The sequence below is a fragment of the Longispora urticae genome (assembly GCF_053902585.1).
Map to the genome: position 1 here is coordinate 111,470 of NZ_JAQZSH010000048.1, position 24,872 is coordinate 136,341.

The 24,872-nt window shown below is 72.6% G+C and carries 15 protein-coding genes and 1 tRNA gene; 6 read left to right on the plus strand and 10 right to left on the minus strand.

Annotated elements, in window-relative coordinates; genetic code table 11:
• Window positions 1-121: 121 nt before the first annotated feature.
• Complete coding sequence (locus PT931_RS33180; protein ID WP_456249662.1) at window positions 122-1,852, plus strand: alpha/beta hydrolase; 1,731 nt, start codon at window positions 122-124, stop codon at window positions 1,850-1,852.
• Between the two features lie 43 nt (window positions 1,853-1,895).
• Here the strand turns inward: PT931_RS33180 and PT931_RS33185 are convergent, their stop codons facing one another.
• Both PT931_RS33185 and PT931_RS33190 read right to left on the minus strand, forming a co-directional pair.
• Window positions 1,896-2,153, minus strand: a complete 258-nt coding sequence (locus PT931_RS33185; protein ID WP_456249663.1) for a hypothetical protein — start codon at window positions 2,151-2,153, stop codon at window positions 1,896-1,898.
• A 138-nt stretch (window positions 2,154-2,291) separates the two neighbouring features.
• Entirely contained in the window at window positions 2,292-3,029 is a 738-nt protein-coding gene (locus PT931_RS33190) for an SDR family oxidoreductase (protein WP_456249664.1), read from the minus strand.
• A 102-nt stretch (window positions 3,030-3,131) separates the two neighbouring features.
• Between PT931_RS33190 and PT931_RS33195 the strand changes: the two genes are divergently transcribed.
• Complete coding sequence (locus PT931_RS33195; protein ID WP_456249679.1) at window positions 3,132-3,986, plus strand: LysR family transcriptional regulator; 855 nt, start codon at window positions 3,132-3,134, stop codon at window positions 3,984-3,986.
• Window positions 3,987-4,137: 151 nt separating this feature from the next.
• Here the strand turns inward: PT931_RS33195 and PT931_RS33200 are convergent, their stop codons facing one another.
• Both PT931_RS33200 and PT931_RS33205 read right to left on the minus strand, forming a co-directional pair.
• Entirely contained in the window at window positions 4,138-5,061 is a 924-nt protein-coding gene (locus PT931_RS33200) for a hypothetical protein (RefSeq protein WP_456249665.1), read from the minus strand.
• Window positions 5,062-5,278: 217 nt separating this feature from the next.
• Window positions 5,279-5,352, minus strand: a tRNA-Ile gene (locus PT931_RS33205).
• A 404-nt stretch (window positions 5,353-5,756) separates the two neighbouring features.
• On the opposite strand from PT931_RS33205, the gene PT931_RS33210 reads away from it, so the two are divergent.
• Complete coding sequence (locus tag PT931_RS33210; protein WP_456249666.1) at window positions 5,757-8,549, plus strand: TIM-barrel domain-containing protein; 2,793 nt, start codon at window positions 5,757-5,759, stop codon at window positions 8,547-8,549.
• Window positions 8,550-8,723: 174 nt separating this feature from the next.
• On the plus strand, window positions 8,724-10,676 hold the full coding sequence (locus PT931_RS33215; RefSeq protein WP_456249667.1) for a hypothetical protein: 1,953 nt from the start codon (window positions 8,724-8,726) through the stop codon (window positions 10,674-10,676).
• A gap of 53 nt (window positions 10,677-10,729) precedes the next feature.
• On the opposite strand, the gene PT931_RS33220 is transcribed toward PT931_RS33215, so the two are convergent.
• The 6 genes from PT931_RS33220 to PT931_RS33245 form a co-directional block, all read right to left on the minus strand.
• A complete protein-coding gene (locus tag PT931_RS33220) occupies window positions 10,730-14,557 on the minus strand; it encodes a LamG-like jellyroll fold domain-containing protein (protein WP_456249668.1) in 3,828 nt (1,275 codons plus the stop codon).
• Between the two features lie 76 nt (window positions 14,558-14,633).
• On the minus strand, window positions 14,634-15,110 hold the full coding sequence (locus tag PT931_RS33225; protein WP_456249669.1) for a DUF7919 family protein: 477 nt from the start codon (window positions 15,108-15,110) through the stop codon (window positions 14,634-14,636).
• Complete coding sequence (locus PT931_RS33230) at window positions 15,107-21,316, minus strand: putative adhesin (RefSeq protein ID WP_456249680.1); 6,210 nt, start codon at window positions 21,314-21,316, stop codon at window positions 15,107-15,109. The genes PT931_RS33225 and PT931_RS33230 overlap by 4 nt, the downstream gene beginning before the upstream one ends.
• Window positions 21,317-21,601: 285 nt before the next feature.
• A complete protein-coding gene (locus PT931_RS33235) occupies window positions 21,602-22,273 on the minus strand; it encodes a VOC family protein (protein ID WP_456249670.1) in 672 nt (223 codons plus the stop codon).
• Between the two features lie 122 nt (window positions 22,274-22,395).
• Window positions 22,396-23,172, minus strand: coding sequence for an alpha/beta hydrolase (locus PT931_RS33240; RefSeq protein ID WP_456249671.1), 777 nt, complete (start codon window positions 23,170-23,172; stop codon window positions 22,396-22,398).
• A 110-nt stretch (window positions 23,173-23,282) separates the two neighbouring features.
• Window positions 23,283-24,104: a universal stress protein gene (locus tag PT931_RS33245; RefSeq protein ID WP_456249672.1), complete on the minus strand. Its 822-nt coding sequence runs from the start codon at window positions 24,102-24,104 to the stop codon at window positions 23,283-23,285.
• A gap of 92 nt (window positions 24,105-24,196) precedes the next feature.
• Here PT931_RS33245 and PT931_RS33250 point away from each other — a divergent pair, with 92 nt between their 5' ends.
• Together PT931_RS33250 and PT931_RS33255 are read left to right on the plus strand one after the other, a co-directional pair.
• On the plus strand, window positions 24,197-24,433 hold the full coding sequence (locus PT931_RS33250) for a hypothetical protein (RefSeq protein ID WP_456249673.1): 237 nt from the start codon (window positions 24,197-24,199) through the stop codon (window positions 24,431-24,433).
• Window positions 24,434-24,538: 105 nt separating this feature from the next.
• Window positions 24,539-24,805: a hypothetical protein gene (locus tag PT931_RS33255; protein WP_363728778.1), complete on the plus strand. Its 267-nt coding sequence runs from the start codon at window positions 24,539-24,541 to the stop codon at window positions 24,803-24,805.
• Window positions 24,806-24,872 lie beyond the last annotated feature (67 nt).

Below are 24,872 nucleotides of genomic sequence, written 5' to 3' on the forward strand. Positions count from 1 at the left end.
TGATGGCTGGCCATACCCGGATTCGATGGCTGGCGCGCTCGTTCCGCAGGGGCCCGGCTCATAGCGTTTCAGTCATCCGCCGGGAACGCGCCCGGCGGTCGACGATCCTGGGAGGACCGCGATGCGGACCCGACGCACGACCCTCGCGCTGGTGGCGGCGCTGACGATCGCCGGGGTGGTGAGCGGGGGGCCCGCCACCGCGGTCGGAGCCACGGCCGGCGACGCGTCCCCGGTTGCCCGGGGCCGGTCCGGAGCCACGGCCGGCGACGCGTCCCCGGTTGCCCTGGGCCCGGCCGGAGCTGCGGCCTCGGTCGCCGGCCCGGGAGGCCCGATCGGGGACGCGGTCGCCCGGCCCGGGGGACGGATCGGGTGGCACGGCTGCCAGGTCGCCCCCGACGATGCCCTGGGCCGGTCCCTCGACGCGGCCGGCGCGCGGTGCGGCGAGCTCACGGTCCCGCTGGACCACACCCGTCCGAACGGCCCGAAGATCACCGTCGCGCTCGCCCGGACCCTGGCCACCGACCCCGCGCGCCGCCGGGGGGTGCTGTTCATCAACCCGGGCGGTCCCGGGGTGCCCGGGATGGAACAGGTGCTGCTCGGTGCGTACATGCCGGAGGTCGCCGCGCGGTACGACCTGGTGGGGATGGATCCCCGGTTCGTGGGGCGCAGCACGCCGCTCGACTGCCGGTGGGACACCGACACCCCGTTGCGTTCGGCGGGCCCCGACCGGCGGACCTTCGCGGAGAGCGTGGCCTTCGCCCGGAGCCTCGCCGCCGGCTGCGCCCGGGCGGCCCGGGAAGCCGGGAGCGCCCAGGCCGGAGGCTCCCAGCCCGGGAGTGCCGAGGCCGGGAGCTCCCAGGCCGGGAGTGCCCAGGACCGGGACCGCCTGGACCGCCTGGCGCATGCCTCCACCCGCGAGACCGCCCGCGACATGGACGCGATCCGCACCGCCCTCGGCGAGGACCGCATCTCCTACTTCGGCGTCTCCTACGGCACCTACCTCGGCTCCGTCTACCTGCAGATGTTCCCCCGCCGCGCCGACCGCTTCGTCCTGGACAGCGCGGTGGACCCGTCGGCGACCGGCCTGGGCACGTTCCCGCGCCAGGGCCCGGCGCTGACGGCCGCCCTCCGCGAGTGGGCGGCCTGGGCGGCCCGGCACGACGGCACCTACCACCTGGGGGCGAGCGCCGAGAACGTGCTGGCCACCGTGGACGGCATCCATCAGGCGTCGGCGCGGCGGGCGCTGCGGGTGGGCCGGTACCAGATAGATGTCCATGTTCTGCCGCTCGTGCTCTTCGCCCAGCTCGCCGATGACGGCGACGAGGCCCGGGCCGCGCTGGCCGCCGATGTCCGGGTGCTGGCCGACGCCGCCCGGGGCGGCACCGTGGTGCCGGGCGCGGGGCTAAACCAGCTGCTGGCGGGCGTGACCACCGGCGCGGCGCCGGCCACGGACCGGGCCGGGACGCCGGTCCTGTGCGCCGACCGCGTCCCCTCCCCCGATCCGGAGACCTATTTCCGCGACATCGAGGCACACCGGGCCGACGAGCCGCTGTTCGGCGCGCTGACCCGCAATGTCACGCCGTGCACGTTCTGGCCGGTGCGGCAGGCCGAGCGACCGACGGTCGTCCACAATGGTGTGCCGGCGCTGGTGGTGGGCGCGGCCGGCGATCCGTGGACGCCCTACCCGGGCCAGCAGGCGATGCACCGGGCGTTGTCGGGGTCGCGGATGGTCACGGTGCGGGGCGCGTTCCGGCACGGCGTCTACCTCGTCGCCGGGAACACCTGCGTCGACACGGCCGTCAGCACCTACCTGACCACCGGCGTCCTGCCGGCCACCGACCAGACCTGCTGAGTTCCCGACGGGTACCGGTGGGGTCGGCCCGGCCTCCTGGCCGTCAGTCCTCGTCCTCGGTGGGCCACTCCTCGACGCGCTCGGCGAAGGCCCACCGCAGCGCGTCGGGGAGGCCGCCACGAAGATCCGCAACGGCTTGCGGGGCACGGCCGGTGCCCGGGTACACGGTGCTGGTGTGCCAGTCGAACTGCACCAGCCGCCCGGTCGGCACCCCGGGCCGGACGAACAAGTCGGGGCCGTGCGCGTACCGCACGTCGGACTGGTCGAGCGGGAGCGGCTGGAACGGCACCGTGATCGTCACGCCGGCACTGTAACCACGACGGCTCGACGACGCCGAACGATTTCGGGCACCGGTCCCGGCCGGCCCGTCACGGAAGTTGCCCCCCGACCATCCGGAACCGGGCATGTTTTCGGGGCCGTGCGCACGCGGCCAGGGGCGCTACCAGGGGACGGCGCCTTCGTCGTCGAAGAACGCGCCGGACGGGCCGTCGTCGGGCAGGGTGGCGAGCCTGATGGCCGTGGCCGCGCCCTGCTCGGGGGTGCGGGGGCCGTGGAAGCCGGTGAAGGCGGTGGCGACCAGGCCCGGGCAGGTGGCGTTGATCAGGATGTCGGTGTCGGCGAGCTGCCGGGCGTACTGGACGGTCACGGCGTTGAGGAACGACTTCGACGGCGCGTAGGCCGCCATGACCGGGCCGATCTCGATGTCCGGGTCGGCCTGCAGGGTCACGGAGCCGACGCTGCTGGAGAGGTTGACGATCCGCGGCGAGAACGAGCGCCGCAGCAGCGGGAGCATCGCGTTCGTCACCCGGATCACCCCGAGGACGTTCGTCTCCACGACCGTGCGGACCAGGTCGAGGTCGAGCGTGGTCGGGTCCTGCGCCCAGTCCGCACCCGGCTGTCCGGAGATGCCCGCGTTGTTGACGAGTACGTCCAGCCGGCCGGCCTCCCGTTCGATCAGCTCCGTGGCCTCGGTGACGCTCCGGTCGCCGGTGACGTCCAGCGGCACGCCGAACGCGTCGGCCCCGGCGGCGCGCAGTCTCTCCACGGCGGTCCCGCGCCGGCCCGCGTCCCGCGCTCCGACGGCCACCCGGTATCCGAGGGCGCCGAGCCCGGTGGCGATCGCGTACCCGATTCCCTGGTTCGCGCCGGTGACAAGGGCGATCTTCGTTTCGTTCATGCCGTCAAGGCTCGCTCCCAGGTGGGCGCGCTGGCCAACACCGATCGGGTTCGCTGTCATACCCGGTGGGTATCACTCGCGTACGCTGTGGCCGTGGACGCCCTGGAGACCCGCGAGCTGCGGTACTTCGTGGCCGTCGCCGAGGAGCTGCACTTCGGTCGGGCCGCCGTTCGCCTCGGCATGGCCCAGCCACCGCTGTCGCGCGCGATCCAGCAGCTCGAACGGCGCCTCGGCGTCCGCCTCCTGGAACGCGACCGCCGCGGCGTCGCCCTGACCGACGCCGGACAGGTGCTGCTGTCCGAGGGCCGCGCGACCCTCGACGCGGCCACCGCCGCCGCCCGCCGTACCCGCCGCGCCGGCGGAGCCGACCACCCGGGCGGTGCGCGTACCCGGCTGGTGCTGGCGGTGAAGACCGCCGCGGTGCACGAACTGCTCCGGAGACTCCTCGGCGCCTACGCGGCCCAGCCCGACGCCGCCGAGGTCGAGGTCCTGCAGTGCCGCATGTGCGACCAGGAAGCCCGGCTGCGCGACGGCAGCGCCGACGTCGCGCTCATGCACGTGCCGTACAACTCCCTCGCCGGGTTCGACAGCGAGGAACTCCTGACCGAGCGCCAGTTCGCCGTCCTGCCCGCCGGACACCCCCTCGCCGGCTGCGAGACCCTGTCCATGGCCGACATCAGCGACCTGCCCGACCTCCCCCGGGCACGCTGGCCCAGACACGGCGTCTACCCGCCCGGGCCGGGCCCCGAGATCCACGACCAGACGCAGTTGGCCCAACTGGTCGCGCTGGGGCGCACCGTCGCGGTGGTGCCGGCGTCCGCGCGCTCCTGGCTGTGGGCCGAGCACGCCGCCGTCCCGTTGACCGACGCGCCGCCCGTCGTCACACACATCGCCTGGCCCACGCACAGCCGCTCGCCGGCTCTGGCCAGCCTGGTCAGGACCGCCGTCCAGCTCTAGTCCTGCCGGTGGAGGTCTGTCGTTCCTTCCGACAGACCTCCGTCACCGCCTGCGGCTCGGCTCGGCGCGGGCGGCTCGGCGCGGGCGGCTCGGCGCGGGCGGCTCGGCGCGGGCGGCTCGTTTGCCTTTGGCCCGAGCCACCGGATCGGGGTCAACGCGTCATGGCCTTCGCGTGGACCTCGGTCGGCGTCCCGACCGCCGCGGCCCGCTCGACCAGGACGAACGCCGCCACGATCCCGATCACGATCGACGCCACCAGCTTGTACGCGTCCACCAGCGGCACCCAGCCCTGGTCGCCCGCGCTCGCCATCGACGAGCCGGCGAGCAGGCTGAACGCGCCCCAGCCGAACATCGACCCGGCCCCGACCCAGGCCAGCGCCGCGCCGAGCGCGAACCTGCGTGCGCGCACCATCAACCACAGCCCGAGCCCGCCCGACACGGCCAGCAGCGCCTCGACGCCGCGCAGCCACTGCTGGGCGGCGGCCCGCATGTTGTCCGGCAGTCCGGCCTCCCCGCCGAACGCCCAGTACAGCGAGACGACCGCGATCATCGCGACGAGTACGAGGGCGAGCCGGGCCAGCAGCCGCTGGAGCCCGACGGTGACGCCGGGGCCGACGTCGGCACGGAGCAGGGTGCCCCACCGGTCGCGGCAGTAGAACGCGAAGGCCGCCGTGAGCGCGACGCCCTGGAGGGTGAATCCGCCGTAGACGACCAGGTAGACCCACGGGTCGAGGTCCTCGGCGGACGCCGGGGAGGTGTTGAGGTCGGTGAACGTGATCGCGAGCGGGAAGCCGATCGCGATCGGGGCGAGCAGGCCGGTGCCGACCCACATCGGGAACGCGACGAGCCACGCCGGCAGCCGCAGCCCCCAACTCTGGGCGAGGGCGAGCGCGACGAGCACGCCGACGACCTCCAGCCCACCGGTGACGGCGTTCGCGGTGATCATCGTCGGGGTGTCGAGCAGGCCCGGAGTGTTGACACCGACGTAGTTGCCGGACACCCACAGCAGCTTCAGGGTGAGGTAGGGCAACGCGCACGCCGCTGCCGTGTAGCCGAGGACGGTACGGGTTCTCATGCCCTCGATCCTTCCGGCGCGACGCCGGGTGGGCCTCCCGCCAGCGAGCGAACGGCCTCCCCCGTCCGAGGGAGCCCGGTCGCGGCTCTCCGGCCAGAGTGGCCGGTATCGATCGCTCCATGTCGGAGGGGCTCCACAGGAGCACCGCGCTTCCGAAAACGGGCACAATCCGGCCGACCCGAATCGGGTTTCCACAGGTCAGAGGGCATATGAAAGGTGGGGCGGGTGGGGCTCGAACCCACGACCAAGGGATTATGAGTCCCCTGCTCTAACCGGCTGAGCTACCGCCCCGGCCCGAACAGCCTACCCAAACCGTGTGCCCCCGTGCCCACCCAGCCCCGCGCCACCACCCCCGCGGACGTGATTTCCTCCACGGACACCGCGGCCCCCCGTTGCCAGCGGGGATGTTCGCGGCAATATAGTGATGCACATTCACAATGAATGGCACTCACCATGCCCCACCGGCACGTCGCGACCCCGGGGCGACTGCCGGCCGTCCGCCGCCAGGGAGCACCCCGGCCGACCCCGAACAGGGCCCTATTAGGACGCGCCCTGTCGAATGTCCACAGTGGGTAGCGCCGACAGAGCGCGCAGACGCTGACTCAACACGCACCGTTCTTGCACAATCACTGCAAAATATTGCTCGTTTCGCGGGTTCTATTGACAACATTCAGCATGACCGTCATCAATGTGTTATGACTTCTCCCCCTCGCAGACTCCGTCTGCTCCTCGGAGCCCTCCTCGCGGGCACCGTTCTGAGCGTGGTGCCGGTCTCCGCGGCACAGGCGGCCACCGCCGGCAACGTCACCGGGTTCACCCAGTCCGGGAACACGTACAACATCACGACCAGCAGCTCGGCGAAGGCCCGGGTGACGTTCGCGCGGGCGGACATCTTCCGGGTCGAGCTGGCGCCGTCCGGGACCTTCAGCGACCCGGCCGGGACCGACATCACGATCAAGACGAACTTCGGGTACACCGCCCCGGCGTTCACCGACGCGGGCAGCTACTACCGGGTGACCACCGGCTCGGTGAGCCTGCGGATCAACAAGTCGCCGTTGACGTTCGCCGCGTACAAAGCTGACAACACCACGTTGCTGTGGTCGGAGAGCGCTCCGCTGAGCTGGACCGGATCCCAGGCCACGCAGACCCTCAGCCAGGGCGCGAACGAGCAGTACTACGGTACCGGGCTGCGGCTCGGCGACTGGGCGCTGCGCGGGAAGACGGTACCCATCAAGATCGATAATGCGTGGAACGAGAACAACAACGCGTCCCCCGCGCCGTTCTACATGTCCACCAACGGCTACGGCGTGGTGCGCAACACCTGGTCGCCGGGCTCCTACGCGTTCACCGGGCCGAGCAACTTCACCCACAACGAGAACCGCTTCGACGCGTACTACTTCGCCGGCAGCGGCCCCGGTGACCTCAAGGGCGTCCTGAACGCCTACACCGACGTGACCGGCAAGCCGTTCCTCGCCCCGATGTGGGGCTTCGAAATGGGCAACGCCGACTGCTTCAACGCGTCGAACCCCGACTACCAGGGCGACCACAACCGGGTCGGGCACCAGACCACCCCGGACGTCGTCGCCTACGCCACGGACGCGCGGAACAAGAACATGCCCTCGGGCTGGTTCCTGCCCAACGACGGGTACGGCTGCGGGTACACCAACCTGTCGCAGTCCATCTCGGGCCTGGCGGCCAAGGGCTTCAAGACGGGGCTGTGGACCTCCACCGGCCTCAACGGCATGCCCGGTGAGATCGCGGCCGGTTCCCGCGCGGTGAAGACCGACGTGGCGTGGATCGGCGGCGGGTACAAGACCGCGTTCAACGGCGTGAACCAGGCCGTCAACGGGATCGAGAGCAACTCCGACGCGCGCCGGTTCGTCTGGACCGTGGACGGCTGGGCGGGAACGCAGCGCAACGCCGTGGTGTGGACCGGGGACACCGAGGGCAACTGGGCGAACATGCGCTGGCACGTGCCAGCCATCGCCGGGGCCGGGCTGTCCGGGCTGAACTACGCGTCCGGGGACGTCGACGGCATCTTCGAGGGCTCGGCGGCCACGTACGCCCGGGACCTGCAGTGGAAGGCGTTCACGCCCGCGCTGATGACCATGTCCGGGTGGGGGCCGACGAACCCGTCCTCCGGGTACAACGACAAGCAGCCCTGGCGGTGGGCCGAGCCGACGCTGAGCATCAACCGCAAGTACCTGCAGCTCAAGATGCGGCTGATGCCGTACATGTACACGATGAGCGCCAACGCGACCGCGACTGGTACGCCGGCCGTGCGGGCCATGGTGCTCGACTACCCGAACGACCCGGTCGCGCGGGGCAACCAGACGTCGGGGCAGTTCCTGTCCGGCGACTCGTTCCTGGTCGCGCCCGTGGTCACCAACACCTCGACCCGGGACGGCATCTACCTGCCGGCCGGCACCTGGACCGACTACTGGACCGGGACCGTCTACCAGGGACCGACGACGCTCAACGGGTACAACGCGCCGCTGGACACCCTGCCGCTGTTCGTCAAGGGCGGCGCGATCGTGCCGATGTGGCCGCAGATGAACTACACGGGCGAGAAGCCGGTCTCCACGCTGACGTACGACCTGTACCCGCGGGGGAACTCGTCCTTCACGCTCTACGAGGACGACGGCATCACCCGGGCCTACAAGACCGGCTCGTCGGCCACCCAGGCCGTGACGATGACCGCGCCCGCTTCGGGCACCGGCAACATCACCGTCGACGTGGGCGCGTCGGTCGGCTCCTACACCGGTAAGCCGTCCTCGCGGGGCTACGAGTTCACCACCCACCTCGCCGGGGCGCCCAGCTCCGTCACCCTGGGCGGGACGACGCTGGCCCAGCAGGCCTCCAAGGCCGCCTACGACAGCGCCGCCACCGGCTGGTTCTTCGACGGCAAGGTGCTGTGGACGAAGGTCGGCTCGCAGTCCGGCGCGTTCTCGGTGACGATGACCGGGGCGACCCTGCCCGGCTCGACCGTGCCGCCGACCGGGTCGCAGCCCATTCCGAAGGGCGGCTGGTCCGTGCTGTACGCCGACAGCCAGGAGACCGCCTCGGACAACAACGCCGCCACCAACGCCATCGACGGGAACTCCTCGACGATCTGGCACACCAAGTGGAACGGCGGCACGCTCCCGCACGAGATCCAGATCGACCTGGGGGCGTCGTACCCGGTCGACTCGCTCAAGATCCTGCCCCGCCAGGACGGCGGCGTGAACGGCCGGATCGGATCCTACGAGGTGTACGTGTCCACCTCGTCGACGAGCTGGGGCACGGCGGTGGCCACCGGGACGTTCGCGGACAGCGCCACCGAGAAGACGGTGACGTTCGCGGCGAAGGCCGGGCGGTACATCCGGCTGCGGGCGATCACGGAGGCCGGTAACCGGGGGCCGTGGACCTCGGTCGCCGAACTGAACGCGACGTCCGCGCCGCCGCCGGTGGCGATGGTCGGCCGGCGGGACCGGGCCGAGCTCCGGTAGTGGGGGCCCCGGCGTGGCGGAGGACCGTCACGCCGGGGCGCTCCTACTCCGTTGTGCGACCAGGGGGGTTCTTCTACTCTCCGGGGGTCTCAGCACCGCTCGCACGTACGGGGGATCCCTTTGTCCAGCAGGAAATACCGGTTGTTACCGCGCATCCCGGCCGTGGTCGGTTGTGTGGCTCTGGCCGTCGGCCTGTCCGCTCCGGCCCACGCCGCTCCGGCGCCGGCGGCGCCCGTCTTCTCGGCCGCGATGCCCGGTCCCCCGATCGCCGAGGACGGGATCATGACCGTCGGCGAGGTCCGGGTGAGCCTCACGGAGACCCCGTCCCGGACCGCCGTGTTCCATCTCGTGTTCGAGTTCGCCCCGTCGAACATGGAACCGGCCTTCCAGTTCGCGGACAACGGGGCGACGTGCCGGGTCCCGGAGGGCGGCGTGCCGGGCACGACGCTGGACTGCGCCTACACCGTGCACCTCGACGACCACGACGCCGGCACGTTCGCCCCGCGGATCAGGATCACTCCGCTCCGCGACCTCCCCACGATGGGCGGCCCGCTGCTCTGGGTCAAGATCGCCCCGGAGGGCATGGAGGACAACTACGTCCGGGGTGGCGGGATGGTGGGTCTGCGGCACCGGGCCCACCTGACCGTGGCCGTGGCGCCGGTCACCGGCCAGATCGGCGACGTCGTGGACGTGCCGTGGACGGTGACGAACGTCGGTCCGGACGAGCTGCCCGGGGTCCGGGCGGACCTGACGCTGACCGCGCCGAGTGGCACCGAGTGGACCGGGGCCGCCGCCGCCCAGTGCGACCCGCCGGTGATCCCCAAGGTCAAGTACCACTGCCACGGCTCCCCGGGCACGCTGGTGCCGGGCGGCACGATGAGCGAGACCTGGCAGCTCAGGATCACCTCCGCCACGGTGGGCACCGGCCGCGTCACCGTAGCGCTGACCGACTCCTCCGGCGAACAGATCGACGTGCGGTTCACCGACCCGACCCCGGGGCTCGACTCCACCGCGGACATCGTCGTCACTCCCCCGCCGGCCCGCCCCGGTGACCGGTACGTTCCGGTCGGCCCCGTCCGGGTGCTCGACACCCGCGACTCCGGCACCCCGGTCGCGCCCGGCGGCACCGTGACCCTTCCCGTCGCCGGCCGCACCGGGGTCCCGGCCACCGGGGTCACCTCGGTCACGATGAACGTGACGGTCACCGAACCCACCCGCGAGGGCTTCCTCACCGTCCACCCCGACGGGAAGATCCGGCCCAACGCCTCGAACCTCAACTGGGTACGGGGCCAGGTCGTGCCCAACCTCGTCGTCGTACCCGTCGTGAACGGCAAGGTGAACTTCCATAACACCAGCCCCGGCACCGTGCACCTCGTGGCGGACCTGGTCGGCTACCACACCACGGGCGCGGGCAGCAGCTTCACGCCGATCGGTCCGGTCCGCGCCCTGGACACCCGCGACTCCGGCACTCCGGTCGCACCCGGCGGCACCCTGACCCTGCCGGTCGCCGGCCGCACCGGCGTACCGGTGGACGGGGTCACCGCCGTCACCATGAACGTGACCGTCACCGAGCCGACCCGCGAGGGCTTCCTGACCGTCTACCCCGACGGGAAAGCGATGCCGAACGCCTCGAGCCTCAACTGGGTACGCGGACAGGTGGTCCCCAACCTCGTCGTCGTACCCGTCGTGAACGGCAAGGTGAACTTCCGCAACACCAGCCCCGGCACCGTGCACCTGGTGGCCGACGTCGTCGGGTACCACACCACCGAGACCGCGAGCACCTTCCAGCCCTTCGGCCCCTACCGTGCCCTCGACACCCGCGACCGGGGCGCTCCGGTCGCGCCCGGCGGCAGCGTGTCCCTGGTGGTCGGCGGCGTGGTCGCGGCCGGCGGCGTCACCGCGGTCACGATGAACGTGACGGTCGCCGAGCCGACCCGCGAGGGTTTCCTCACCGTCTACCCGGACGGGAGGACCAGGCCCAACGCCTCGAACCTCAACTGGGTACGGGGCCAGGTGGTGCCCAACCTCGTCGTCGTACCCGTCGTCAACGGGAGGATCACGTTCCACAACACCAGCGCCGGCACCGTGCACGTCATCGCCGACGTGGTGGGGTACCACACCGGCTGACCCGGAGATGCCCGGCCGCCAGTAGGCAGCCGGGCATCTCCGTTCCGGGAGGTCTAGCCCAGGTGCCACTTCTGGGCCGGGCTACCGTTACAGGTGTACAGCTGCAACGTCAGGTTCCAGTCGGACCTGCCGCCCGGCACGTCCAGGCACAGCCCCAGCGCCGAGAAGGCCTGGGTGGCCGGGTCGAACGTCCAGGTCTGCGCGGCGGAGTCGTCGCACGCGGACATCTGGATCGCCGTGCCGTTCTGCGCCACCCCCTGGCGGACGTCGAGGCACTTGCCGAGCGCCCTGAGCGTCCGGGTCTCCGGGTCGTACGCGAACGCCTGGGAGTCGTCGGTCGTGATGCAGCCCCAGGTGATCACGCCGCGCGGATCGGTGGTGTTCCCGTTCGGGATGCCGGCGCAGTTGCCGGTGCCGTTCCAGGTCAGGTTGCCGGTGCGCGGGCCGTCGACGGCGATCACCTTCGCCGGGACGACGACGCCCGCGAGCACCTTGACCTCGTCGATGTCGCCCGTCCACCGGTCGGCGTCGACACCGTTCCACTTGCCCCGGCCGACCGTGAACCTGCCGCCCGCGTTCCACACCCTGCAGGGCGCGGTGCTCTGGAGCACGTCGTCGACGTAGAGGCGCAGTTCGGCGCGGCTGGCGTCGTACACGCCGACGAGGTGCTGCCAGCGGTTCAGGTCGGCGCTGGTCAGGGGGGCCTGGCCGAGCGCGTCGGAGAGGCCCGTCGAGCTGTCGTCCGTGGTCAGGCAGGTGAACGCCCAGCTGCCCCTGCCACCGCCCAGGTTGGCGTAGCGGAGGGCGAACGCGCTGTTCTTCGTACCCTCCTGGCTGAGCACTGTCGCGTTCCAGGTGGGCATGGCCTGGAGCCGGACCCAGGCGGAGACGGAGAAGGACTGGTCGGTGTTGAGGACCGGGCCGTCCGCCGCCGCGTGCCCGGTGCCGTCGAGGTGCAGTCCGCCGTTGCTGCTGTGCCCCGGGCCCCACGTCGCGCCCTGGGTGGCGGTGAGCCGCAGGTGCCGGCTGTAGTTGGTCGAGTCGAAGGCCAGGTCGCCGGACTTCTCCTCGAACCGCCACTCGCCCACGGTGCCGGTGAGCAGCGGGTCGGCGGCGACGGCGGCCTCGTTCGGGCTGATCACCCGGTCCCAGATCCGCACGTCGGCCAGCGCGCCCTTGACGAGGTCGGCGTTCATGGCCTTGCCGAGGTACGTCGGCCCGGTCGCCTTCCAACCCGGGAACGCGCCCTGCTCGCCGTCGAGCTGGCCGTTGACGTAGAGCCGGACCTTGGCGGCCGACGCGTCGTACACGCCGGTGAGGTGGGTCCAGATGCCCTTGCGCGGGGCCTGGGCGGACTGGGCGATGGAGTACCCGGCCGGGTTGGCCTTGTCCTCCGACGGCATCGCGAACGCCCACCGGTCCGTGTTCGCCATGTACTGCAGGTAGTAGGCGCACCGGGCCGTCCCGCACTGGGACACGAACGTCCGGAAGCCGGTCGTGTCGTCCACCCGGACCCACGCCGCCACCGAGAAGCTGCGGCCGGTGTCCACGACCGCGGGGGCGCTCGCGTACTGGGAGGAGGTGCCGTCGAGGGTCAGCGCGGTGTCGCCGTCGCGGACCCGGCCGGGGGTGCCGAGGGTGCCGGCGTTGAGGGTGGCGTCGAGGACGCCCGGGTTCTGGGCGTTGGTGATGGACCGGGTGCCGGCCGCGTCGTCGAGCAGCCACTGCGCCTTGGCGGGCTGGCCCGGGTTCAGGGTGAACTGGTACTTCCGGACCGGGCTGAGCAGCCCGGCGTGGTCGACGGCCTGCACGGTGAGGGTCTGCTGGAGGAGCGAGCCCTCGGCGGGCGTCCAGGACACGGTCACCGGGTCACCCTTGCGGGCCGCCTGCGCCTCGCGGGTGAGGGAGGTGCCGAAGCCCCACTTGAAGTACTTGACGTCCGGTGAGCTCCGGAACGTGAAGTTCCCGTTCCGGCCGATCCCCCCGCAGAGCGAACAACTCTCCGGGTACTCCGCGGAGGTCACCTTCGGCACGTCCGGCGCGACGGTGTCGACCTGGAACTGGCAGTCGTTCGTGTTCGTGACCGGTCCGACGCCGCCCTTGCCGTAGTCGTTGGTCTGGGCCCGGAAGCCGTAGATCCCGTTCTCCGCCAGCGCGGGAGTGGTCCAGTGGCCGCGGGTGCCGTTGGCCACGTGGTCCTGGTAGCCGGCGACGCCCGTGCTCTCGTCGTACGCCGTGCCGTTCCACTTCACGGCCGCGAGCCACACCTGCTGGGTGTCGCCGTCGGGGTCCCAGGGCCGGGCGGACAGGGTCGGGGTCCTCGTGGGGACGACGGGCCGGTTCTCGCCGGTCGCGCAGTTGTGCCCGTCCACCTGGAGCCAGTCCGGGAGGGTCGGCGGGTCGTTGTAGTCCACGGCCAGCCGGGCGGAGCCGGCGTCGAACCGCTTCCACTGGTTGACGTCGCCCTCGTTCTCGGCCCGCAGACCCACGCCGAGGTACCAGCCGCCGCTGTCGGCGACCGCGCGCGTCCACCCGGTCACGTCGAACTCGACGTTGCCGGCGCCGTCGCAGCCGTAGTTGGAGTCCGCGCGGTGGTTGCCGGGGGCCGTGGTCGACTCGTGCCAGCGGAACTTGCTCCAGTCGTTGGTGGCCCGCCAGGTGGTGGTGGAGTAGTTCTCCGGGTTGGCCACGTTCTCGGTGCGCCACAGTTTCGCGTTGGACTTCGGGGCGCAGGTCCAGGCGTGCCGCTGGGTGATGTGGAACGACGCCCTGGTGACGTGGTGGCCCCGGATCGCGCCGGTGTCCATCTGGAACAGCGAGCGGACCTGGTACGTCGAGCTCAGGCAGTTGCCGTTGTTGTCGAAGTCGCACACCTTGCCGGAGCCGGCGTTGCCCCAGACCTTGCCGTCGCCGGTGAGGGTCAGGCCGGTGGAGTCGGGGAACTTGCTGAACACGTTGGCCCAGTTGTTGTTCCGCAGGCCACCGCCCCAGGAGGGGTCGATGAACAGCGGGTACACGGTGTCGGCGGCGTCGACCATGGCCTGGTCGGGCGTGACGGTCAGGGTGCCGTTGGCGGCCCTGACGGGCATGGTCGCCTTCTTCGGCTCCCGGGCCGTCCGGGGCGCCGCCGCCTTCAGCCCCTTGGCGGCGGGGGTGGCCTTGTCCGCCGAGTCCCACATCACCGGGGTCGGCGACGTGAACACCGGTGCGCCCTCGGCGTCCACGGCGACCAGTCCGCCGTCGGCGGCGCGGGTCGTCACGCCCTTGGTGGCCAGCCCGAAGGTGACCTCCTTCAGCGCCGGGTTGGCCGCGGCCTGGCGGCTCCTGACGACGAGTATCTCGGAGAAGCCGAGCGCGGTGGCGGTCACGGTGAGGTCGACGCCGGGCAGCACCTCGGGGTAGGTCGCGGAGTCCCCCGACAGGGTCGGCGCGGGCAGGGCGCCGCCGGGCCAGGACACGGCCAGTTCCCGGTCCCCGTCGCGCAGGGTGGCCAGCGGGCCGGTGCCGCCGCCCGAGAAGGTGACCGGCAGGGCCGACGCCTTCGGGGTGACCGTGCCGCCGGTGGCGACGAGGGTGGTGTCGACCGCCGACCACGAGCCGTCGGGGCGGTGCGACCAGCGCGGGGCGACCGACTCCTCGGTGGTGTAGCCGCCGTCGGGCTTCGCGAAGGTCTGGGCGGTCTCGGTGCGCAGCGGGAGGATCTCGACCCGCCTCCGGCAGTCCCTGGCCATGGCGGCGGCCTGGGCGGCGTCGGGCCGGGTGTCGGCGCAGGCGGGTGGGGCGGCCGCCGCCGGGGCGGCGGCGGGCGTGAGGGGGCTGAGGCCCGCGACGAGCAGGGCCGCGACGGCCCCGCTGGTCGTCAGGCGTCTGAGAGGTGCCATGGAAATTCCTTTTGATCAGGGGGTACCCGGGCCGGGGCCGCCGTCGGGTGGCGGTCCCGGCCCGGTGAGGGGTGGATCAGTGGCCCCGGGTGGGCCGTTCGGCGAGGACCGCGGCCACGAACTCGGCCGGCGGCTGGTAGCCGTGCGCGGTGACGTAGTGGTGGATCAGCGTCGGGGCGGCGTATCCGGTGCCATCGGTGGCGCCGACCCGGACCTCCGCCCTGCCCAGGAGGACGCTCGTGCCGTCGATCAGCACCCGAGTCCCCTCCGGTCGCTGCTCCGGGGCGCAGCCGGGCAGCCGGCAACTGTGGGCGCCCCGGGTCCCGACGACCTGGCGGTGCGTACACAGCCAGCCGAGTCGGGACACGAACCCGGGGTCGACCGGGCCGACCGGGAACCGGTGCTCCGGCTCCAACCAGCCGACGGTGCGCAGGTCCGCCCAGACGACCTCGCCGTCGAGGTCCTCCTCGCCCTCCTCGATCAGGTAGGCGAGGACGTCCGGGTCGAGCGGCTCGGCCGGCGGGTACGGGCCGAGGTCGGCGAAGTACGTCACTGGATCTCCCGTTGCATGCGCATGCTCTGACGGTCGCGGGCGTTGAGCATCGGCGGCTCCGGCGGGGCGGTACCCCGCTCGTGGCACGCGCACGCCGCCCAGTGCACGGTGCCCATGTTCGGCCTGAGCATGGTGGACAACCGGGTCGTGCGGTCCACGACCCACGGGTTGCGGTTGTGCTGGATGGCCTGGGGCACGATCGGGTGCAGCAGGTACGCCGGGATGCTGTCCCCCGGCCGGTAGATCGTCCTGGGCCGCACGTCCACACCCCGCTCGATCCGGTTGCCGAGCCGGTCCTCGATCGTCCGGTTGTCCCGGGCGTACACGTGCACCGTGGTGCCCTCCGGCACGATGGTGTGCGGCGCGTCGATGTCGATCGACCCGTGTCCGCTGAACACGTGCTCGCCGTCGTCCCGGCCACGGTTCGCCGGGTTGAACGGACGCGCCCCGGTCGGTACGGAGTGGTCGGCGGGTGCGCCATCGTCGGTGGGCGCCCGGCGCGAGGAGGGCGACCGGCCGCCGGCGGGGCCACCGGGTTCGCCGCCCTGGGCATAACCGCTGGCGATCTTGCCGCCCATGTACATGCCGCTGGCGACGACGCCCGCGCCGGCCACGACGGCTCCCGCCGCCGCCGCCTCGCCGACCGCCGCGACCCCGCCCACGGCCGCGGCCATGCCCAGGGAGGAACCCCCGGCCAGGGCCCCGGCGCTGGCGTTGGCCGCCGCGCCCATCATCAGCGGGATGGCCGCCGGCATGATGACCGCCACCGCGACCACCGCCACGACCGCCACCACGATGGCGGTGACCGTGAGGATCTTGCCCCAGCTCCACCGGGTACCGGCCGGGTCCGACAGCGTCGACGGGTTGTTGTTGCTGTAGACGTACGCGTTGAGCTGCTGCGGGTCCTTCTCGTTGAACTCGGGGTCCACGGAGATGAACCGGCCGGTGCCGGGGTCGTACTCGCGGGCCCCCAGGTGGGTCAGGCCGGTGTTGTCGTTGGTGCCACCGACGAAGCCCTTGTCCATCGCCGCCGGCCACGTGCCGGAGGTGGACCGGACGCCGCCGAACGGGGTGTCCCGCCGGACCGACACGGCCTGGCTGACCGCCGCGATCGAGATGCCCGCCGTGCCGTGGTGGTCGCTGGACAGCCAGGTCAGCGCGGACCCGGCCCGGACGGCCACCTGGCTGCCGGCGTGCTTGTAGTACCGGGTGCCGGTCTTCACGCCGGTGCCGGCGGTGTACCGGATCTCCTGGCCCGGCAGGTACAGCGTCGTGCCCGCCGGATCCGTGCGCAGCAACCTGCCGCCGCCCACGTCATACGTGTACTGGGTGGTCCCCGTCCCGTCGACGGCCCTGGCGAGATGGCCCTCGGCGTCCCAGGTCAGGGTCTGCGCACCCGACGCGGCCGGCCGGCTGACCGTGTTGCCGGCCTCGTCGTACCGCCACGCGCGGGTCGTCGTGCCCTCGGTGCTGCCGGTCAGCTGGTGCGTACCCGGCTTGATGGTGTAGGTCGTGCTCCTGTTGCCCGCGGCCGCGTGCTCGACGAACGACGTGCGGTTGCCCGCGAGGTCGAAGCCGAACTCGTGCCAGTACTTCGCGGGCCCGCCCAGCGCGCCGACCGTCGGGTCCGGCGCGCAGTTCCCGTCGGCCGGGGTCCAGGCGTCGGTGGTCCGGCGGAGGTGGTCCGACCGGAAACACTGGGTGTCCCCCGAGGTCAGGTCTGCCGTCCGGGTCACGTTGCCTGCGGGGTCGTAGGAGTACCGGACGTCGGCGACGTCGGTCGGCGCGGTCTGCTTGGACGTCCAGACCTGGGCCAGCCGCCGGGTGTCCGACTCGTAGGTCCGGGTGACGCCGACGACGTTGCCGTTGTTGTTCCGCAGCGTGTAGGCGCCGACCTCGCCGAACGAGGTGTAGCCGGTGGTGGTCACCAGGTCCGTCTCGGCGCTGGTGCCGTACCCCGAGCGCACGGTGGTCGACTGCCCGAGGGCGTCGTAGCCGTACTTCAGGGTCTCCTTCTTGACGTCACCGGCGACAGGCAGCTGCGCCGTGTACGGCGAACCGTCCTGGTTGTAGGTGTAGACGTAGTCGTACGTGCCGCCCACCGTGGTGCCGGGAACCGTGAACCGGACCGTGGTCGGCTGGTAGTCGGCGGTGAGGCCGACCGTCTCCTGGGCGTAGGCGTCCCCGCCGACGTACCGGACGGCCTTCGTCAACTTGCCGAGCGCGAGGGTGTCGAAGACCCACTCCGCGCGCACCGGTCCGGTGACCGACCCGTCCCGCACGCTCGTCCGGCGACCGATCGGGTCGTACGTGTACGCCAGGACGTTGCCCCGGGCGTCCTTCGTGGTCTGTTCCTGGCCGAACTCGTCGTACGTCGAGGTGGCCGTGCCCTTGTCCGGGTCGGTGATGGTCCGGACCTTGCCGTGCAGGTCGTACGTGTAGTCCCAGTGGTTGCCGCCCGGACCGGTGACCCGGGACAGCTGGCCCTTGGCGGTGTAGGCGTAGCGGGTCGCGTCGTAGCCCGCCGGGTCGGTCGAGCCGGCCGGCACGCCCGCGTGGTACTGCCGCACCTCGGCCGTCTTCCCCGCCGCGTCGAGCACCTTCGACATCACCGTGTCGCCCTCCGGCGGGGTGCTGTCGATCCGGTCCCCGCCGTAGGAGGTGCTGGTCCGCCACTTCTCGGTCCCGCCCGGGCTGCCGCCGGGCGGCGCGTTGAGCAGGGTGATGGCGGCGGTGATCCGGGCGGCGCCGTCGTAGACGGACACGTCCTGCACCGGGATGGCCTCGGTCGAGCGGATCAGGTCCGTACTCATCGACTGGGTCGACAGGTACGGCTTGCTCACCCGGGTGGCGCGGCCCGCCGTGTCGTAGAGCGTGTCGGTGACGACGGCCCTCGCCGAGCCCGCCGCGTCCGGCACCTGGTTCTGCCGGAGCCGGAGCAGCCCGTCGTGCAGCTGGTGGGACACCGCGTACCCGCCGGACGCGTTGAGCTTGCGGGTGGTGATCACGGTCGGCGCGTTGGTGCGCACCAGGTACGCGTAGGTGATGTTCGCGCTGGCGCCGCCCGCGCGGTCCCGCCCCGGCTTCCAGATCCCGACGGTCCGGCCGAGGCCGTCGTACGCGTGCTCGGTCCGGCGCTGGTTCGGGTCGGTCTCCACGAGGACGGATCCCCACCCGGGCTCGAACGTCTTCGTGGTCTTCCAGCCCAGCGGTTCCGTGGTCTCGACCTGGGTGACCGGGCCGCCGGCGGCCGGGGTGTGGACCGTCCTCGTGGGGTTGCCCCGGACGTCCGTGCGGTCCAGGCCCCGGCCGTAGGCGTCGTAGGTGCTGGTCGTGAACTGGAACGTCGGGTTGCCCCCGTTGTACGCCCTCAGCGACTCGGTCCGGGTGGCGTCGCCCTTCGTCGGGGCGGCGCCGAGGGCCCCGCCGTCGTAGAAGGTCCGGTCGTCACCGAGCACGTCGGCGTCGGTCAGGCCGCCGGCCTTCACCTTCGCGCAGGTCACGGCGTAGGAGTGCTGGCGGGACGTGGACTGGATCATCCAGGCCGCCGTGTTGCGGGCGTACTCGGCGAGGACGCACTTCTCGTCCCCGGTCACGTTGTCGTCGCCCAGGTCCTCGGTCTGCTCCGGGGCACCGTAGGCGTCGTACCTGGTCGTCTCGGTGGTGGTGCGGGCGGGCCGGCCACCGTCCAGGGCCGTCCGGGTGTACTTGCCGGCCTTGCCCGTGTACCGCGCGTGCACCGTGGAGCCGTTCACCGTCCGGGAGACCGTCGGCGGGTCCGACTGCCACAGGGCGTAGGACTCGGCGGACACCTCCGCGCCGCCCGGCCCGTTGAAGGTGACCTTCTCGCGGAGCTGGCCGGCGAACGCCTCCTCGTCGGTGATCGCCGGAGCGCCACCGGCGGCGGGCAGGGTGCCGCCCATGCCGCGGTAGTACCGGTTCTCGGCCGACGTCTGCGAACCGGGATCACCCTTGGTCTCGCGGACCGCGCCGTAGCCCCGCCACACGGACCAGGTCTTGTAGTCCTTGCCGATCAGGCCGTCGTCGTCGGTGTAGTGCCACGCGGGTTCGCCGACGTAGTCGTATTTCGTGATCTTGCGTGGGGCGCCGCCCGTGAGGTCGGTCTCGGTGACCACTCTGACCACGTACTTGTGGAAGTAGTCGAGGATCGGGGCCTTCTTGCCGTCCGGCACCCACTTCACCGGGTAGCACAGCAGGTGGTTGTCCTTCAGGTTGTTCCCGTCGGGCATCCGCGAACCGGGCACGCAGTCCTGGTCGGAGTACGTGATCTCGACCTTGCCGCCGGACTCGGTGTCGATGGCCTTGATCCGCCACCAGTTCATCGCCGCGTACTGGTCGGTGGTGGTGTCCACCCTGTTGTTCAGCTGGGTACCCGTGAACACGATGTCGGGGGTGTCCGTCGACGCGCCGACCAGGCCCTTGTGCGAGATCCGGTCCAGCCACAGGCCGGCGCGGGTGCCGTCGCCCGGGTTCGGGTAGGAGTGCGACAGGGTCCAGGACTCGACGTCGTCGGTACCGGCGAACGTGGTCACCTTGCTGAGCCGCTTGGTGGTCCAGAACGTCGGCGCGTACACCTTGCAGGGGCTCTTGTCGCAGGACTGGTCCCACGGCACGTCCGTCCAGTGCGTCGCGTCCTTCGTGCCGCAGTCGGCGGCGCACCGGTCGGCCGACTCGAACTCCACGTGCATCGGCGCGGACTCGGTCCGGTCGGTCCGGGTGCCGTAGTCGATCCGTTCCAGGTACGCCGCCCGGTCGTAGGTCACCGCGTCGGTGTCCTTGAGGTTCTTGGCGTACTTGTTCGTCTCCTTGGTGTAGGAGTACGTCATCGTGTTGCCGTGCGGGTCGACGACGTGGTCGAGGTACCAGCGCCACGCCTGGGTGCAGAACGAGTCCGCGAACGCCGTGGCGTGGCACGGCTCGCCGGGGTGGTTGCCGGCGACCGGCACCTTGAGGGTGGTGGCGGCCTTGTCGCCGAAGTAGTACCTCACGCCGTCGCCGGTGGTGACGACCCAGTACTCGCCGTTGCGCGCGCCGTTGCCGGAGCTCGTCTCCCGGGTGATCCGGGTGCCGTCCTCGCTGCGCAGGTGCCACGCCCCGGCGGAGTCCCTGAGCAGCTCACCGGCGTGCCCGGACATCGCCAGCGTCGCGTTGTCCGTGGCCCAGCACAGGTCGCCGTTCTTGACCGTGTTGTTCGCCTTCTTCGTGGCGTCGGTCGGCAGCGGGCCCATGTCCTGCTGACACGGCTGGTATTTGCGCTCGATGTAGCCGGCGTCCAGGTCGAAGCCCTCGCCCACCCAGCTCGGCTGGTTGTTCGAGGCCGCCATCCGGCCGTCGACACTGGCCGAGGAGTACGCCAGCGCCAGGGTCGGCGCGGGGCCGCCCAGGCCCGGCGGGGTCCGCAGCGGGTAGTTCCAGGAGAACTCGCCCGTGTGGGTACCCGCGCTCCACACGCCGGCCGAGGCGAGCGACGTCGCGGTGTAGTCACCGGCCGGGCTCGACGGGCCGGGGGTCACGCCGAGCAGGGCACCGCCCGCCTGGGAGCCGGTCACGGCCACCGTCGCCGACACCGTGTTGGCGCGCGCGTCGTTGGCCGACTCGAGGACGCGGCCCTGACAGCCGGGCACGTCCGGAGTGGTCAGCGCGCACTCGGGGAGGGCGGTGAGGCGCAGGCGCTGGGCCCAGTCGGCCCCGTGGGCCCCCCGGAACGCGGAGTAGTCGATGGACACCTTCGCCGGGCCGTCGCCGGCCAGGCTGGACACCCGGAACAGCAGGGCGTCGGCGCCGGCTCTCGTGCTGGCCGCGTGGTCGTAGATGCGGACCCGGAGCTTGGTGGGGGCGGCGTTCCCGGGCGCGGAAGCGGCGGCGCCGGACGCGCGGGCGGCGTCGGCGGGAGCGGCCGGGGCCGGCTCGACCCATACCGGGGAGCTACCCGCGCGCACCGCACCGGGGGCCTGACCCGCGAGACGGGACGCCGCCCCGCCGAGCTCGACGTCGACACTGGCGGCGGCGGGCCAGACCGGAGCGGAAACCTCGAGGGGGGTACCGGTGGAGGGCCTCACCGCCGCGCCCGGCTTGACCCGGACCCCGGCGACGGGCCTCTCCTTCTGCGCCTTACCCGGGGTGTACGGGGCCGCGAGGGCCGGGGGCGCACCGGTCAGGGAGGCCACGAGGGTGGCCCCCAACACGAGGGTCAACCCTCGGGACCATCGGCCGCCCCGTGGCGGTCGATGGGACAGGACAACGGGCATGGACGACACGCCTCCAGGCATGGTTGAGGGGAGCCGTCACGGAAGGTGACCGGCCGGGCGACGGTAGGACCACGGGCTGGACGGCGGCTGTACGGCCGCTGTCAGCCCAGGTCCGCCGGTCATCCGGGCATGCTGGAGGCAGGGTGGTGGCCCGTCGCGCGACATCGCGACGGGTGGGGATCAGAGCTGCTGGAACGTGATGTTAGTCACGCCGAGTGACGGTCAGTCCCGGCCCTGCCAGGTGGTCACGCACGCCTCGTTGCCCTCGACGTCGGCCAGCACCCAGAAGGCCGGCGCCTCGGCGTCCGACACCAGCCGGCCGCCCGCGTCGAGCGCGGCCCGGACCCGGCGGTCCGCCTCGTCGTGCGGCACCGTGACATCGACGTGGATCCGGTTCCGCTGCGGGCGCGGCGCGTCCATCCGCTGGAACCAGAACGTCGGCCCCGCCCGGTCCGGGTCGGACAGGCCGTCGCCGCCGGGCACCTCGTCCACATAGCCCAGAACGGCCGCCCAGAACGGCCGGACGGCGGCGATGTCCAGCGCGTCGATCGCGATCTCCAGCAGCTGCACGGGCCGGGCCGGGTCGTCGAGCCCGGGGTGGGTGGGCCAGCCGTCCGCGCCCAGGGCCCGGGTGACCGCGCCGGCCAGCTCGACCTCCCGGGTCGTGACCAGCCGGGCCCCGGGGGCGTGCAGGCTCACGGTGACCTGGTCGGGGCGCACGTCGACCCGCAGGCTGTCGTCGGCGGCGGCCCCGCACGCGGCGGCGACCCGGGCCGCGACCGTGGCCCCCTCCGCGAAGGAGGACACCCGCACCCGGGTGCGGACCTCCCCCAGGACCAGCCGCCAACCGAGACCGGTGACCGCATCGGACGCTTCCCGCCGGGTGAGACTCATCCCCCGATGCTCCCACCCACCACCGACAGAACGGAGCCGGACGGGTACCGGGGGGCCGGCGTCCCGACGCGGCCGTTGTCCGTGCGGCCGCTGTCGGCGCGGCCGTCCCGGTGCGGCCGCTGTCAGTGCGTGGCCGGGGCCAGCGCGCCGGACGTGGAGATCTCCGCGAGGGCGCGCAGGGAGCCGGTGCCCGGGACGAAGTAGCCGTCGTGGCCGGCCGCCCCGTCCACCGGCAGCGGGCGGGCGCCGAAGTCCCGGTCCGTCGGGTCGGTGTCGTGGCCGAAGCCGAGGATCGTCGTGTTCGGGATCCGGCTCACCCAGTCGTCCCCGGTCCTGCCCGCCCAGACCCGGGCGTGCCCGCCGAGGTCGGCGGCGGTGTGCGCGCCGGTGCCGGGGCTGCCGAGGAACACCAGGTCCGTGACGCTGGCCGGCAGCGCGGCGGCGGCGTGCCCGACGACCACGGAGCCGTACGAGTGCCCGACGACCGTGATCGTGGCGCCCGGGTTCGCGGCGGCCAGCCCGGCCACGTACGCCTCCAGTTCGCGGGCGCCCACGTCGGCGCGCTCGCCCCGGGCGACGGCGAGGCTGGCACCCTTCGGCGGCAGGTACCCGAGCCAGGCGATCACGGCCACCCGGGGGTCGTGCGCCTCGGCGGCCAGCCACCGCGCCCAGCGGGCCGGCGCGCGCCGGGTCACGTTGCCGAGGCCCTCGCGGAAGTTGTCCGGCGTCACGCCCGCCCCGGGTACCAGGATCGTGATCCGGCTCGCGGCCCGGACGTCCCCGACGATCTCGGTGACCGTCTCCAGGCCCGGGGACGGGTCTGCGACGGCGTGCACCGGCGGCAGGACGGCGACCATGCCGAGGAACAGGACGGCGGAGAGCGCGAGGCGTCGGATCATGGTCTAGACGCTGTCGTCCCACGGCGCGGAAACCGTCACCCGGCGGAGTGGACTTCGGCGTAGCTCCGTGGGGTGACGACCGGGCCCGACCGGGACCTACGGGGGACCCGTCAGGGTGCGGTCGGGTGGGCGATCACGACCGGGCAGTGCGCGTGGTGGGCCAGCGCGTAGCCCACCGAGCCCAGCAGGAGGCTCCGCAGCCCGCCCCGGCCCCGGGACCCCACCACGACCATCCGGGCGTCCTCCGAGGCCGCCACGAGGGCCGCCGCCACATCCTTGTCCCGGCTCGACACGGTCTCGACGGCCACGTCCGGGTACCGGCTCCGCCAGCGGGCCAGCGGGGCGTCCGGATCCCCGTGCCCGACGTGCACGGCGCGCAACCGCCGGCCGTGCAGCACGGCCTCGTAGAACGCCAGGTCGACGGCCACATCCGTCTCGGGCGCGTCGTCGACGCCCACCACGACCGGACCCTCGTGGCGTGCCGTGCCCCGGACGACGACCGCCGGGCAGTGCGCGTGCGTGGCGACCTGGGTGGCGACCGAGCCGGCGAGGAGTTCGAGGAAGCCGCCGTGGCCGCGCGCGCCGACCACGACCAGGTCCGCGGTCCGGGACCGCTCGACGAGGACGGCCGACGGCCCGCCGGGGACCACCTCCGGGACCGTCTCCAGCCCGGGCCGGGTGCGTCGGACCTGCTCGGCGAGCTCCTCCAGGAAGCCGGGTACCGGATCGAGGCCCGGGTCCGGGGCGCTCGTCGGGAACGGCGCGAGGAGCGGCGGCGACAGCATCAGGGCCGGCAGGGTCACGCAGAGCAGGTGCAGCGGCACCCGGCGGGCCACCGCCTCGTCGGCGGCGAACTCCACCGCGCCCCGGCTGCCGGTCGAGCCGTCGATCCCGACGACCACCCCGCGCGCGACCCCGTCCCCCTCGGCCATGCCCCAGGCTACCCACGACGGGTACCAGACAACCGGCGTTTTCCGGGTCTTCCCTGATGGCGGGGCCGCCGGGACGGTGTCACGATCGACGTATGGGCAAACTCCTGTTGTGGCTGGCCGTCGGTGTCGTCGGTCTGGCCCTCGCCGGCTGGCTGGCGCTCAAGCTCATCGGCGCACTGCTCGGAATCCTCGGCTACCTCATCGTCGGCGCGGCGGTCGTCGGCGGCGCGTACTACCTGTACACCCGGGCCCGCAAGGCTCTGACCTCCGGTCGCACCGCGAACCGGATCGAGGCGGCGGTCCGGACCCGCGAGGCGCGCAACCAGTAGGACGGACAGGTTCGGCCCGGACCGCCGAGGTCCGGGCCGTTCGCGTCTCCGGGTCGCCGGCTCGCGCCGGGCGGGTTTGTCGGACCCGGTCACTAGGCTCAGGCCGTGCACACCGACCCGACCGAGGACCCGCGCGCCGCCGCCATCCGCGCGACCGCCTACGACCTGGCCCGCCACCTGCTCAACCCCCAGCTCCGCAAGGCGGTGCGCGCGGCGGCCCGGGGCAGGAGGGTCCGCCTCGTGGTCGCCGGGGCCGGCGAGGCGATCGGTGACGTGATCAGCCGGATCCGCCCCGGCACCGGCCAGCACATCCTCGCCATCGAGGACCCGGCCGAGCCCCTGGGCTACCGCCTGGTGCGGGTCGGGGGCTGACACACCGGAAGGCCCGGCGGCCACCCGCGACGGGCGACCACCGGGCCTGGACCACGGGCGGCTGACG

Coding starts and splice junctions, on each gene's coding strand:
- PT931_RS33180 (WP_456249662.1), top strand. CDS start 122: ATGCGGACCCGACGCACGACCCTCGCGCTGGTGGCGGCGCTGACGATC.
- PT931_RS33190 (WP_456249664.1), bottom strand. CDS start 3,029: ATGAACGAAACGAAGATCGCCCTTGTCACCGGCGCGAACCAGGGAATC.
- PT931_RS33200 (WP_456249665.1), bottom strand. CDS start 5,061: ATGAGAACCCGTACCGTCCTCGGCTACACGGCAGCGGCGTGCGCGTTG.
- PT931_RS33210 (WP_456249666.1), top strand. CDS start 5,757: ATGACTTCTCCCCCTCGCAGACTCCGTCTGCTCCTCGGAGCCCTCCTC.
- PT931_RS33220 (WP_456249668.1), bottom strand. CDS start 14,557: ATGGCACCTCTCAGACGCCTGACGACCAGCGGGGCCGTCGCGGCCCTG.
- PT931_RS33235 (WP_456249670.1), bottom strand. CDS start 22,273: ATGAGTCTCACCCGGCGGGAAGCGTCCGATGCGGTCACCGGTCTCGGT.
- PT931_RS33240 (WP_456249671.1), bottom strand. CDS start 23,172: ATGATCCGACGCCTCGCGCTCTCCGCCGTCCTGTTCCTCGGCATGGTC.
- PT931_RS33245 (WP_456249672.1), bottom strand. CDS start 24,104: ATGGCCGAGGGGGACGGGGTCGCGCGCGGGGTGGTCGTCGGGATCGAC.
- PT931_RS33250 (WP_456249673.1), top strand. CDS start 24,197: ATGGGCAAACTCCTGTTGTGGCTGGCCGTCGGTGTCGTCGGTCTGGCC.